Genomic DNA, 13,591 nt, shown 5'->3' on the forward strand with positions numbered 1-13,591 from the left:
CGTCAAAACTAGGCAGTTAAAGTATTTAACCAATTGATTAAATCTTCAACTGTAGAGAAATCGAATAAAGCTTCTGCTAATGCTTCGACATCATCAATACTTAACTCCATAATTTTAGTTTCTAATGAAGGATTAATCTCCCCTAACTTGCGTTTAAGTTGACGAAGAATCAATGTCTTTTCACGTTCAATACCTTGTTCGATACCTTGTTCGATACCTTGACGCATCCAACTGGTGGTAATTTGCATAACTCCCTCCTGTACAGGTTGACTAAATGTGCTAATCTCTTCTTGAAATTGTCTCTCTTCCACTGGATTAAGATTAAGATATGTATCAATAAATCCGGAAATTAATTGCATTCTCGCTGAATCTAACCTTAAAGTAATTAACAAGCGCAGACATTCCGCTTTTACCTTGGCTCGCTCTTTCTCGGCAATGTTCATCCTAGCCATCAAAGCTGAAGCAACCGGATTCGGTTGATTGAGAAAATCTCGCCAATTTAATCGATTTAACTGCACTACTTGATAGTTAAATTCTAAGACCTTAAAATCGGGAAAATCGACTACATATTGACTAATTGCTTCTCTTTTTGGCTTTGAATAAGAAAAAATTACAATCGGATAAATCGGTAGGACAAATTTCTCATGAAAGCGAGCAAAATAAGTAAACATTCGCCGATTAAACCATTTTCGAGAACTTTCCTGCGCCTCGACATGAATCAGAAAAAAAGATTCTTTTCCTCGAAACTTAACCTGTGCGACTAAATCGCTTTCATATCTTTCTCCTTCCGTGACATCGGTAAATACTTCTTTGTCTAAAAAAGTAATCGAGTCCCTATCTAAATAATCCATCAATTGAGGAAAAAATAACTCGATAAATTCGACAAAAAAGGTGGAGATTAACTCCTTAAATAAGCGGTCATGGTCAATATTATTAGTCATGTAATGTCATCTTAACTAATCTGAGCGATGAATGACTACTCTTATCTATTGTATTCTGAAAAGTCGGTTTTGGCAACGGATTGTTATGACCTCACCCCCTTAACCTACAGCGATTGCCAAATTCGTCCAAAAGCCATCAGATTGAGCAAAATCGAACAAAACATCGTCAACAGCAGGAAGGCTCGGCAACAGTGTAGAAGTCATGACATTAACTGCAAAGGTTTATTGCTAACAATTTTAGCCCAACAATTGCCAATTTTTCAAGGATGCTATCACAAAAATTAACATTTATTACAAGAAAACGGGTTTCTCGTAATGTTCACTACCCGATGAAATTGCTATGGTAAAATGTCCATAATAGACAAGAGAGAATTTACTTATGAGTGTAGCCGACGAAATTTACAAAATCGTGAAATCAATGCCTGAAGATCGAGCGAATAAAATTTTGGATTTTGCAAAGTTTTTGCAAGCTAAACCAGAGTTAGAAGATAAGCCATTAGATTTCCGCGATGCGGCGGGATTGGGGCAAGAAATGTGGCAATCAATTGATGTAGATGCTTATATTCAGCAGGAGCGATCATCATGGGAATAGTTTTACAACCTGAAAATATTGTATTTTTAGATACGGCTCCTTTTATTTACTTTTTCGAGCAACATCCCATCTTTTTTCCTTGTATGGAAAAGTTATTTTATGATGTCTCCATTTATCAGGTTAAGGTTATCACTTCGATGATCACTTTTATCGAAATTGTTACCCATCCAGCAAGGATAGGTAATCAGGAGTTGGTAGAACAATACCGGACATATTTCACCCGTTCGAGCCAAATTACTCTGTTACCAATCGATTTATCTATTGCTAATGAGGCGATCGCTCTTCGTACCCAATACACTCTCAAAACACCCGATGCGATTCAACTGGGAACAGCGATCGCATATTCAGCAACCTACATTATCACTAATGATAGGCAATGGAAACAGTTAACTCCTCAAAATGTATTGCTAGTAGATGAAATGTAGCGAATCAGTTCTGGAAATGAATGATTTGACCTCTCCCCCTAACCCCATCTCCTCGTAGGAGAGGGGGAATTGCGACTCCTGCGAGGAGATGGGGAACTACACTGATAACTGTTAACTGTTATCAGAAAACGGGTTTCTCGAAGAAACCTGTTTTCTAAATAAAGGTAATCACTCTCCCCAATTCATAATTCCCCTCTCCCGTATCATGCTTTGTGCTTTTTGTCAAAAAAACTTTTTTTTTGCAATAAAACTACATAAAAAAAAGATCATCGTTGTGGGTGAAAATGACTGATTTACCCGTCTTAATTAGGATAACCTTCTAGGTATGGCAAGGGTTTCAACCATTGCTGCCCAAAAAAGCACAAAATAACCCACTATGAAATTCTATCAAATCGCTGTAACCATGATAAAGTCGTTGTTAAATAAAAATCTTTCTCAATTAATTCTTAAGAATTTATAAATATTGCGGAATGTTAATTTAAATATTCTCAAGTTTTTGCAGTCAATAAATAATTTTTGCTTATCTTTGTCGGAAAATAGAACTTCTGCAAAAATCCAACATCTACCATTGGGTTAGGAGTCTCCGAGTCAGGATTCAGGAGTCAGGATTCAGGAGATTATTTTATTTATTCTCCCCACACCCCACACCCCACACCCCACACCCCACTTATTCAACAAAGATGAAAGAATCATGGCGAGAACGTCTGAATATCTCTCGAATAGCGATTAATGCCCCGAGGTTAACCATTGCTTTCTGGTTAGCGGTGGCCGTGGCGGGAATTTTGGCTTTTAGTTCCTTAAAATACGCGCTTTTCCCAGATATCAGCTTTCCAGTCGTCATAATTAACGCTCAAGCGGATTTAGCTACTGCTATCACCACGGAACAGCAATTAACTAAACCCCTAGAAAATCCTCTTTTCTCTCTCCCCGGTCGTCGTGATATTTCTTCGACTACTGCCCCCGGACAGTCAGTAATCAGCGTTTTCTTTAAAATTGGCACAAATTTAGACAAGGCCACCGCAGCAGTTAAACAGGCTATCTCGCAAGTCCCTTTACCCCCTCAAGCTACCACAGAAGTTATCCCCGTTGATTTAAATGAGTCGGCAACAGTCACCTATGCGCTGGTGAGTGAGCAGAAAAATCTAGAAGAATTAAGCCAAATCGCCCAAGATAATTTAATTCCGCCCTTAAAAGCTCTCCCAGGTACGGCTAAAGTTAATTTACTCGGTCAAGGTACAGTTAGGGAAGATAATCCCCATAAAAGCTTAACCCGACCATTACCCACGCTGGTACGCTTTAATGGCCAAGAAGCAATCGCAGTGCAGGTAATCAAAAAAGGTGCCGCCAATAGTCTCGATCTGGCCGCGGTCGCAGAAAAACTGGTTAAAGACATAGCACAAAAACTGCCCGATGTCAAGATAATTTTAGCTGAAACCCAAGCGGAATATATTCGCGCTGCCCTACAAGGCACGATCGATGATTTACTTTTGGCAGTTTTGCTGTCGGTGCTGGTGATCTTGATATTTTTAGGCAGTTTCGCCGCTACAATCATTTCTGCTCTGGTTATCCCCCTATCTCTTTTGGGGACTTTCATTATCATGGCCATCTATGGGTTTAATCTGGAAACCCTGACACTGCTGGCTCTCGCTTTAGTGATTGGCATTGTCGTGGATGATGCGATCGTCGATGTGGAGAATATTTCCCGTTTAATCGACGCGGGGGAAACCCCGAAAAATGCGGCACTCAAGGGGACAAGGGAGATCGGATTAGCTGTGACTGCTTCCACTTTAACCATTGTTGCGGTGTTTATACCCGTGGCTTTTATGGGGGGTGCGGTGGGACAGTTTTTTCAACCTTTCGGTTTAACTGTCTCGGCTGCGGTGATTTTTTCTCTGTTGATCGCCCGAACTTTATCGCCCGTTTTGGCAGTATATTGGCTGAAACCGCAGTCACAGGCAAAAATGACGAAACAAAAGCGACCGGTTGAGAATGCCTATCGACGGCTCTTAAACTGGTCACTGCGTCATCGTTTGCTGGTCATTGCTATTGCCCTAATTACCTTTTTTGCGGGTATTGCCTTGATTCCTTTTATTTCTAGGGGATTTATTCCCCGACTCGATCGCGGCGAGTTTAATCTGGTTTATACTTCTCCTTTGCCGAAAATAACGCAAATTAGTCCTAATAAACCGACGGCTAAGAGTTCTAGCGATAGTTTCGCTTGGATTTCCCAGTTAGCGAGTTCTCCCGAAAGTTTTCTTTTGCGTCGCACTATCCGCGATGGCAGCAAATTAGAAGCGCCAATTTTGCAGGATGGGGAAGTGGAATCGACTTTTATGATCGCCGGTTTACGCGGTGAGCCGAATCGGGGCAAAATTCACGTTACACTGAAGAGCGATCGTACATCTCACACCAGTGCGGTGCAGCAACGGATTCGGCAAATTTTACCGCCAATTAGAGGGGTGAATGTCAGTGTCGAGGACATTCCTTTTGTGCAGACGGAAGCGGAAAAGCCGATCCAAATTGCGATTAAAAGCGATAATTTGCAGCTATTGCGCGATAGTGCCGAGAAATTGCGGGTTGAGGCCGCTAAAATCTCTGGTTTAAAGGATATTTCCCTATCATCTAGATTAAATGAGCGGGGGGATTTTTTGGCGATCGAGCGTTTAAATGGTCAACAGGCGATTTTTCTCAGTGCTAATCTCAGTCCGGATTTAGGATTAGAAGATGCGGCGATTAAAATTGAAGCGATTCCTTTACCGGAAGGGATAACTTTACAGCGTTGGGGTACTTCTTCTCAAAGTAGCGATGTTTTGGGCAGTTTTGGTCGCACTTTAATCCTAGCGACAATTTTAATGTTAGGAGTTTTATGGCTATTATTCAGAAGACTGCTAGAAACTATCGTCATCGCTTTATGTTTACCTTTAGCGATTGTGGGGGCAATGTTGGGGTTATTGGTAACGGGTAGTGAGTTTAGTATGATTTCTCTGATCGGGTTTATTTTCCTCTTGGGATTACTGGATAAAAACGCTGTGTTATTGCTGGATTATACTAACCAATTGCGTCAACAGGGTTGGAGTCGGGAGGAAGCGGTTTTAGAAACGGGAATGATTAGGTTAAGACCGATTTTAATGACCACTTGTTCGACAATTTTAGGCATGATTCCGATCGCTTTGGGATTGGGTACTGGTGCGGAATTGCGGCAACCCATGGCGATGGTAATTGTGGGAGGTTTAGTCACTTCTTCCCTGTTGAGTTTAATTGTTGTGCCTGTGTTATATCTAAGTTTAGAGGATGTTTGGAACCAGATTAAAGCCGGTCAAAAGTAGCTAGTTTTACGGTTTTGGCTTCTGATTGCTATAGAGTCGTTTGAACTCTTTTTGTTGTTGATTATGATCGACAATTGGCTCAGGATAACCACAACGATGTCTTTCTAAACGGGGGATTTTCCCGGTTACTAAATATTCCGTATCTACGGAAGCTAATTCCGGCAACCATTGACGAATATATTCCCCTTCTGGATCGAATTTTTGTGTCTGACTAGCGGGATTAAAAATTCTTAAAGGTTTCGGATCCATGCCACTAGAGGCACTCCACTGCCAACCACCATTATTAGCGGCTAAATCGCCATCAAAAAGTTTCTGCATGAAGTATTTTTCGCCTTTTTGCCAGTTAATAATTAAATCTTTGGTTAAAAAACTCGCCACAATCATGCGACAACGATTGTGCATCCATCCCGTTTCATTTAATTGTCGCATCGCCGCATCAACGATCGGATAGCCGGTTTTTCCCTGGCACCAAGCTTGAAAATGTTCTTCGTTATCCTGCCAAGGAAAATGACGAAATTCTTTTCTATAAGCACCGACCGCCAATTCTGGGAAAAAATAGAGACAATGCTGGTAAAATTCCCGCCAAGCTAACTCTTGCTGCCAAGTGATAATACTATTTTTTGCTTCCTCGGCCCGGCAATTTTCTAATAACTCTAGGGTTGCCGTCCAAATTGTGCGAATGCCAATCGCCCCAAATTTTAAAGCGGCACTCAAGCGCGAGGTGCCATCGAAAGCGGGGAAGTTACGATCTTCTTGATAATTGTTAATAACCCCTTGACAAAATTCTTCTAATCTGCTATCGGCGGCTTTTTCTCCGGGGGTGAGGGGTAAGGGGTTTTGCCAGGTAAAACCTAAATTTTCTAGGGTTGGTAAGTTAATAGTTTCTGCGAGTTTCTCCCCCTCATTTTCGTCTAATCCTTGCAGGTTTTCTAGGGTTTTGGGGCTGGCTTTGGCTAATTGGCTCCAATTTTTCCAAAAAGGAGTATATACGGTGTAGGGACTTTTTGAGAGGGTGAGGACTTGTCCTGGAGCGTGGAGAAGTTGATCCCAGAATGTTTCTACTTCAATTCCTTTTGTTTGTAAAGCGGCGATTACCTGTTGATCCCGTTGACGCGCGTAGGGTTCGATATCGAGGTTAAAAAAAACTGCTTTTGCCGATAAATCGCTGGCTAAGTTGACGAGTGTTTGACTGGGGTTGCCGCGAATAATCACTAATTGACTACCTTTTTGGCGATAATTTTTTTCTAATTCCTCTAGACAACCGAGCAGATAGGCAACTCTAGCAGGGGCGATATCATCCCCTTCTAAAATAGCAGGATCGAGGCAGAAAACCCCGATGATTTTCGGACTACGCTCCCTAGCTTTACTCAGTCCAATATTATCCGAGAGACGTAAATCGCGACGATGCCAGAAAAGGATTAGGTTTGACATAAAGTAAGGTGATGAGAAGATTATCAGGAGGGAGATTATTTTACATTGAGCTTGTCGAAATGTGGGGTACAGTTAAGAACAAATACAATTCAAAAATACTCTTTCTGTCATTATAGGACAGTGGATCAAGAATAATTGTCTAATTGGGTGCATCTCATTTTTGTAAATCTACTGAGTTGGGATTTTTAAAGGGAAACTATCTTCTAAAGTTGGTCATTACTTCCGATTTTATCATTCAATGCAAGCCTTTGGGGGGTAGAACCCCCCAAACCCACCGTCGGGGGTAGGGCTGTTTCATTCTCCCATCAGAATATCAAAAGTAAAAGCGATCACAGTCAGATAAAATGAGGGTAATGATTCGGTAGTAGTGCCGTAGCCCTCTTGCTTATCTGGTATGAATTGTGTAGAATATTTGTTAATAAAAATAATTGGAACCCGATCAGTCTTTAAACCTCTAGCTTGAACATGACTTTTCTGATAAATATCTTTTTCTGGCTCCTGTCTGGCTTACTCAAATATCAGTCTAGCACCGAACAAAATCCCCCCCTAGTTCACCTCTATTCCCCTGTCCTAATTGTGGTTCTCACCATACGATCAAGAATGGTTCTACTCATAATGGAAAACCCAAACGTCAATGTAAAGAATGTGGTCACTGAGCCTTTACATTGAGCTTTTACATTGAGCTTTTACATTGAGCTTTTACATTGAGCTTGTCGAAATGTGTCGAAATGTGCTGAATTTAATCCCATGTATAGACGAGAATTACTGCAATTTATAGGCTCTCATGCTCTTTTTGGGGCTATTAATCCAGAATTTACTTGGAATTATCAAAATATTGACCATTGGGGCGAATTATCAACGAATTATCGCCTCTGCACCACGGGAAAGCAACAAACACCGATCAATCTGAGTATAGTGACTGAAAAAGAGCTATACCAACCCACCTTTAATTATCGTCCTATACCCCTAAAAATTCGCCATAACGGTCATACAATCTTGGTTCAGGCCGAAAAAGTTGGAAACATGAGTTTTCACGGCGAAAACTGGGATTTATTGCAGTTCCATTTTCATCACCCCAGCGAACATCAGATTAAAGGTCAGTCTTTCCCTCTAGAAATTCATTTAGTGCATCGAAATGGGAAGGGAAATTTAGCGGTTGTGGGCATCTTAGCCGAAATTGGTGCTTTTAATCCCTATTTACAAACCATTTGGGATTATTTGCCCCAAGAACCTTCTCCTGAAATGATTATCCCCGATACTTGGGTCAATGTCGGGCTTTTACTGCCGGAAAATAGCGGTTTCTATGAATATCAGGGGTCTTTGTCCACTCCTCCCTGTAGCGAGGATGTTCTCTGGTTAGTCTGGCAAAATACGATCAAAATTTCTCCCCAACAACTGCAACAATTGGCCGCAATTTTGCCCCGTAATGCGAGGAATATTCAACCCTTAAACGGGCGATCTATCCTGCATTCTTAGGCGAAATTGTCGGCATTTTGGCTAATTTAGATAATTTTATTAACTTTTAGACCAAAAATGGTAAATAACTCAGGAATGCGCTCAATAACTAAAGCTTCGGTCGCTGTCCAATCACTTTCTTTAGTGGCTAAAACCCCCAGAACACTCAGAGGAACCTGTAGAAATAGGTGACTTAAGAGGAGAGCGATCGCAGCAATGACTAAACCTAAAAGCCGCCATTGGGGGAGATAGGCGGCCACGGCAGCCGCTAGAGGGGCAAAATTATAGATAGGCCAAGCGATGAGAATTAAGAGGACGACTCCCAAAAGAGTCAGAAGACGATGGCGAGGACGTTGAAAAAGAGAGAGAATTTTTAACTGTTCGGGGGTGAGTTGACTCGGTTTCAGGGCGACCAACAAAAGACTAAAGATATCAAAAGGTTTTGTCCACTGCATCCAAAAGACGGGAATAATAGCGATCGCTCCCAGAAATAGCCATTCTAGCCAAAGAAAAGGCAAGGGATCGCCCACAGCTAAACCAATCCAAGCGATTTGTAAAAAGATTGGCAAAGCCGCTAACCCTGCCAGATGAATCCACAAAAAAGGTTCTGATTTCATAGAGGGAGATGAGAATTATAAATTATAAATTATGAATTATGAAGTGGGGAGATGGGGGAGTGGGGGAGTGGGGGAATTATGACTGATAACTGATAACTGATAACTGACTCCCGACTCCCGACGGTTCAAGTGTAATTAACTGGATAAAGTGCGACGTTTCATGACCATTTCGTAGGCTTCGATAATGTCGCCTTCTTTCCAGTCATTGAATTTAGAAACACCGACACCGCACTCGAAACCGGTCGCCACTTCTCGGGCATCTTCCTTCATCCGTTTGAGGGAATCAAGAACCCCCTGATAAACAATTTCCTTGCCGCGACGCACGCGCAGGAAGCGATTCCGCACCAGTTTACCGGATTGGACATAACAACCGGCCACGGCCCCACGACCGACGGTGAAGACGGCCCGCACTTCGGCAAAACCGAGGTGTTCTTCCACTTCTTCGGGGTCGAGAAGACCTTCCATCGCCCCTTGAATATCATCGAGAAGCTTGTAGATGATATTGTAATCGCGGATATCAACTCCTTCCCGATCGGCGGATGCGCGCGCACCACTGGCAAGGGTGGTATTAAAGCCTACCACCACCGCACCACTAGCGGCGGCCAGATCCACATCGGTTTCGGTGATTTCCCCCGGAGAGGCGAGGAGAACCCGAATCTGTACTTCGTTTTGGGGTAACTGTTTGAGCGCACCGAGGATGGCCTCGACGGAACCTTGCACATCTGCCTTGAGGATGAGATTAAGTTCCTTGAGTTGTCCTTCTTGAGCTTGGATAGAGAGGGTGCTAAGGCTAACGCGACGGGAGGAGAGGGCCTGTTGTAAACGGGTGTTGCGTTGTTCGATCGCCCGTTGATCAGCGATCGATCGGGCCTCTTTTTCACTTTCATAGACATCGAACTCATCGCCGGCGGCCGGAACATCACTAAGACCGAGGATTTCCACGGCAAAGGAGGGGGTGGCCGCTTCGACTTTTTGACCGCGATCATCGATCATCGCCCGAATTTTGCCGAAAACGGAACCAGCGACGATGCTATCACCGACGCGGAGAGTGCCATTCTGGACGAGCAGGGTAGCCACGGGACCTTTGGTGCGATCGAGGTTAGCTTCGATCACGGTTCCCTTGGCCAAGCGATCGGGGTTAGCAACCAGTTCCTCTACTTCTGCCACCAAGAGAATCATTTCCAGCAGATTATCGAGATTTTCCCCCCGCAGGGCGCTAACGGGAACCATGATCGTCTCACCGCCCCAATCTTCGGCCACCAGTCCCTGTTCGGTCAATTCCTGTTTAATTCGGTCGGGGTTAGCCGAGGGTTTATCGACTTTGTTAATCGCCACCACGATGGGGACTTCGGCGGCCCTGGCGTGACTAATTGCCTCTTTCGTTTGGGGTTGTACACCATCATCGGCGGCCACCACCAGCACCGCTATATCGGTGACTCTCGCCCCACGGGCCCGCATGGCGGTAAAAGCTTCGTGGCCGGGGGTATCCAAAAAGACAATCTGTTCCGGTTTGCCGTTATGTTCCACATCGACGTGGTAAGCGCCGATGTGCTGGGTGATGCCGCCGGCTTCTCCTTGGGCGACTTTGGTTTTGCGGATCGAGTCGAGGAGGGTGGTTTTACCGTGGTCAACGTGACCCATAATGGTGACTACGGGGGGACGACGCTGGAGACTTTCCCAGTCGGAGACATCGATCATCTCCGTGGTTTTGATCGCCGCCGACTGGGTGCTGGGGGTTTCCACGGTCATCTCGAAGTCCCTGGCGATCATTTCGATCGTGTCCACGTCGAGAGTTTGGGTGATATTAACCGCCATCCCTTTAAAAAATAGGGTTCTGATGATCTCGGTTTCCGGGACTTTCATCAATTCCGAGAGGTCGCGCACGGTAAGACTGCCGGTGATGACGATGCTTTCCGGGCGTTTTTCCTCTTGGGGTTCTTGACGCTCGCTTTTCGGGCTGCCGGTGTGGGCGGTTGGTTTACTGGGCCGCTTAACTTTGACTGCTGTTGGGGTGCCAGGGGTGGCAGCTTTAGCGCTGGGCGGTTTGGGGGGACGAGCGGTGGAAAGGGTAAAACTGGGGCTATTGATTAACCCGGATAGTTCCGATTCTAGATCATCGTCATCTTCAAAGAGAGCTTGGGTGCGGCGTTTGTTTTTGCCAGCAGTTTTGGCGGTTTTGGCCGCTTTTTTCTCTTCTTCTTCTTCTTCTTCCCAGCTAGATTTTTTGGCCATGCGAAGGGGCATGGTCGGTCGTTTGAGTTTTTTGGGCCCGTCTGCTCCGAGCAATCCGGTATCTGTATCGATTTCTGTGCCATCAACACCGGATTTCTTGGTGGTGTCGGTTTCTTCCTCGCCAGTAGCCGAGATTTTAGCGGGCATACCGGGGCGAACCGGGCGCTTCAATTCCACCGTCTCCCGCACTTCTCTAGCTGGTTCCGCCAGTTTCGGGCTTTTTCCGTCGGGTTTGCGGTTGAGGGTCGGTTTTTCTGGTTTAGCCAAGCTAACCCTGCGCTCAGGACTAGGGGCGTTTTCACTCTCGCCGCGCTCGCGTTTTTCTCCCCGCGGCCTGTCGTTACTGCCAGCGGCATTTTTAGATCGGGGTTCTGGCCGGCCCGAGGCGCTGCCCGGGCGTGGTTTCGGGGTGAGGGAGGGTCGATTAGGTGGGGCGATTAAGCTGGGGGATACTTCTGGCACTAGCGGGGTTTCGGTCGGGGTTTCTTTAACACTGGCGGACTGAGATGGCATCTGTGCAGCGGTGGGGGGAGTTTTTTCGGCCGCACCGTCGCGCCCTGGGGCAGCAACGAGGGGTTTAACTGGGGGACGGGGAGGACTGATTAAAGTCGGTTTAGCTGAGGAACCGGCAGGTCCGGGATAGATTTCCCCTTCTTCGCCAGTTTCGGGGCGGTTGTGTTTATGCAGGGCTAAAATCTTTTGTTTTTTTTCTTCGGCAGGACTAACCGATTCTCGCTGACCCGTACTATTTTTACTGGTACTCGAAACAACTCCCTTCGCAGCAATTGCCTTGATGCGTTGGGCATCCTCTTCGCTGATCGTGCTACTGTGGCTCTTGTACTCGATGTTCAACTGGTCACAGATGTCCAAAATGTCTTTGTTGTCTAGATTCAATTCTTTTGATAAATCGTAAATTCTGACTTTCGCGTTACTCATCCATTATCCCCCGGCTAAAGTGTTAGTGATCCTATAAGTTGGCTGATTTTTTGATCCTGTCAGGACTGCCCCCTTTCCATGGTAACGATTTTGTGGCTATGATCGTCAATTTTAATCCTGATTTGGACGACCTTGTTTGGCAGTCCCGATGCGCTCTTGCAAGGATTCATAGAGCGTTTCGGGAATATTGGCTTTTAGGGCCCGTCCGAGACGATTTTTTTGCCGGGCCAGTTGTAGGCAGTTAGGTTGCGGACAGATATAGGCCGCTCTTCCCATGCCTTGATCTAATTGTATCTGTCCGGATGGGTGTAGTCGGACAATTCGCCAAAAGGATTCCTTCGGGGCGAAGAGACGGCAGCTAATACAGCGTCGATAATTGACGAAGGGGTTCATTCTTGGTCTAAATCCTGCGCTTCTGGGTCGGTTTCATCGGTTTTTACCTCTTGTTCTCCTTTATACAGGGCGATATCCTTAATATCGATTTTCCAGCCAGTCAGACGGGCGGCTAAACGCACGTTCTGCCCTTCTTTGCCAATCGCTAAACTTAATTGATCCTGGGCCACCAGTACCAATGCTTGTCTTTCTTCGGCATTAGTGAACAAAACTTGGTCAATACGGGCGGGACTAAGGGCATTGGCGATGTAGGTGGCGGGATCTGGAGACCAGCGAATCACGTCGATTTTTTCGCCCCGCAATTCGTTCACCACGGCTTGAATCCGCGAACCTCTGGCCCCAATACAGGCCCCAACCGGATCCACGTCTCTTTCTAGGGTATCGACGGCGATTTTTGTCCGCGAACCAACGTGACGGGAGGGGGGATTAGCTTCCCGGGCGACGGCGACAATACGCACGATTTCCTCCTCGATTTCGGGAACTTCGTTGGCGAACAAATATACTACCAAGCCTGCCGCCGCTCTGGAAACAATTAATTGCGGGCCGCGTTGAGAACCTTCCAAGACTTTTTTGAGCAGAACTTTAAAGGTGGCGTTGGCGCGATAGTTATCGTTGGGCAGCTGTTCCCGTTTGGGTAGTTCTGCTTCCACTTCCGGTTGACCGTAGGTACTTTGTACCATGACAATGGCGGCCTGTCTTTCAAAACGGACGACCCGGGCCTGTAAAACGGTTCCTTCCAGATCTTGGAACTCCTCTTGAATCATTTTGCGTTGGTTATCCCGCAGTTTTTGCAGTAAAACCTGTTTAGTTTGAATCGCCGCCATGCGACCAAATTCTCTTTGGTCGGGGGTGACATCAAGAACTACTTCATCCCCTAATTGGGCTTCATCGGCCACTTCCTGCACCTCTTTGAGACCGATGTGATGGTCGGGATTGGTCACTTCTTCCACAATAGTTTTAGTAGAAAGGATGCGAAACCCTTCTTCTTCTACGTCTAATTCCACATCAAAGTTATTGAAATAATCTTCATGAAATTGAGCGGCTTTTTCTAAACTTTGGGCGCGTCGATAACGTTCGTAACCCTTGATCAGGGCTTCACGCAAGGCTTCCTGTACGGCATTTTTGGGCAGATTATGTCGTTGGCTAATTTCTTCGAGCATTATTTTTAAACCGGGCAAATTAACGGTAGCCATAATTATTTTTTCTCCTTACTTTTGAGTTATTAGTTTTTTATCTGTCAGCC

The 13,591-nt window shown here is 45.2% G+C and carries 11 protein-coding genes and 1 pseudogene; 6 read left to right on the plus strand and 6 right to left on the minus strand.

Features of this window, described 5'->3' with window-relative positions; genetic code table 11:
- Nucleotides 1–8: 8 nt before the first annotated feature.
- Entirely contained in the window at nt 9–941 is a 933-nt protein-coding gene (locus ACQY1Y_RS22900) for an Rpn family recombination-promoting nuclease/putative transposase (RefSeq protein WP_430013624.1), read from the minus strand.
- A gap of 27 nt (nt 942–968) precedes the next feature.
- Here ACQY1Y_RS22900 and ACQY1Y_RS22905 point away from each other — a divergent pair, with 27 nt between their 5' ends.
- From ACQY1Y_RS22905 to ACQY1Y_RS22920, 4 genes are all read left to right on the plus strand, one after another.
- Nucleotides 969–1,226, plus strand: coding sequence for a hypothetical protein (locus tag ACQY1Y_RS22905; protein WP_430014719.1), 258 nt, complete (start codon nt 969–971; stop codon nt 1,224–1,226).
- Nucleotides 1,227–1,320: 94 nt separating this feature from the next.
- On the plus strand, nt 1,321–1,533 hold the full coding sequence (locus tag ACQY1Y_RS22910; RefSeq protein WP_002738971.1) for a DUF2281 domain-containing protein: 213 nt from the start codon (nt 1,321–1,323) through the stop codon (nt 1,531–1,533).
- A complete protein-coding gene (locus tag ACQY1Y_RS22915; protein WP_430013625.1) occupies nt 1,524–1,958 on the plus strand; it encodes a type II toxin-antitoxin system VapC family toxin in 435 nt (144 codons plus the stop codon). Before ACQY1Y_RS22910 ends, ACQY1Y_RS22915 begins: the two co-directional genes overlap by 10 nt.
- Nucleotides 1,959–2,638: 680 nt before the next feature.
- The gene (locus ACQY1Y_RS22920; RefSeq protein WP_430013626.1) at nt 2,639–5,284 is read left to right on the plus strand and encodes an efflux RND transporter permease subunit; all 2,646 of its coding nucleotides are present in this window, start codon (nt 2,639–2,641) and stop codon (nt 5,282–5,284) included.
- A 6-nt stretch (nt 5,285–5,290) separates the two neighbouring features.
- Here ACQY1Y_RS22920 and ACQY1Y_RS22925 read toward each other — a convergent pair whose 3' ends face one another.
- Nucleotides 5,291–6,715, minus strand: a complete 1,425-nt coding sequence (locus tag ACQY1Y_RS22925; RefSeq protein WP_430013627.1) for an FAD-binding domain-containing protein — start codon at nt 6,713–6,715, stop codon at nt 5,291–5,293.
- A 465-nt stretch (nt 6,716–7,180) separates the two neighbouring features.
- Here ACQY1Y_RS22925 and ACQY1Y_RS22930 point away from each other — a divergent pair.
- Together ACQY1Y_RS22930 and ACQY1Y_RS22935 are read left to right on the plus strand one after the other, a co-directional pair.
- Nucleotides 7,181–7,365: pseudogene (locus ACQY1Y_RS22930) on the plus strand (IS1/IS1595 family N-terminal zinc-binding domain-containing protein); the annotation flags it as partial.
- Between the two features lie 97 nt (nt 7,366–7,462).
- Complete coding sequence (locus tag ACQY1Y_RS22935; RefSeq protein WP_069474752.1) at nt 7,463–8,191, plus strand: carbonic anhydrase; 729 nt, start codon at nt 7,463–7,465, stop codon at nt 8,189–8,191.
- Between the two features lie 26 nt (nt 8,192–8,217).
- On the opposite strand, the gene ACQY1Y_RS22940 is transcribed toward ACQY1Y_RS22935, so the two are convergent.
- The 4 genes from ACQY1Y_RS22940 to nusA form a co-directional block, all read right to left on the minus strand.
- The gene (locus tag ACQY1Y_RS22940) at nt 8,218–8,787 is read right to left on the minus strand and encodes a low-complexity tail membrane protein (RefSeq protein ID WP_002738450.1); all 570 of its coding nucleotides are present in this window, start codon (nt 8,785–8,787) and stop codon (nt 8,218–8,220) included.
- A 135-nt stretch (nt 8,788–8,922) separates the two neighbouring features.
- Complete coding sequence (gene infB, locus ACQY1Y_RS22945) at nt 8,923–11,955, minus strand: translation initiation factor IF-2 (protein WP_002778404.1); 3,033 nt, start codon at nt 11,953–11,955, stop codon at nt 8,923–8,925.
- Nucleotides 11,956–12,066: 111 nt separating this feature from the next.
- A complete protein-coding gene (locus ACQY1Y_RS22950; protein ID WP_024970683.1) occupies nt 12,067–12,348 on the minus strand; it encodes a YlxR family protein in 282 nt (93 codons plus the stop codon).
- Nucleotides 12,345–13,541, minus strand: a complete 1,197-nt coding sequence (nusA, locus tag ACQY1Y_RS22955; RefSeq protein WP_002738721.1) for a transcription termination factor NusA — start codon at nt 13,539–13,541, stop codon at nt 12,345–12,347. Before nusA ends, ACQY1Y_RS22950 begins: the two co-directional genes overlap by 4 nt.
- Between the last annotated feature and the right edge of the window lie 50 nt (nt 13,542–13,591).

This window comes from Microcystis ichthyoblabe FBCC-A1114 (assembly GCF_050500245.1).
Taxonomy (GTDB): Bacteria; Cyanobacteriota; Cyanobacteriia; order Cyanobacteriales; family Microcystaceae; genus Microcystis; species Microcystis ichthyoblabe_A.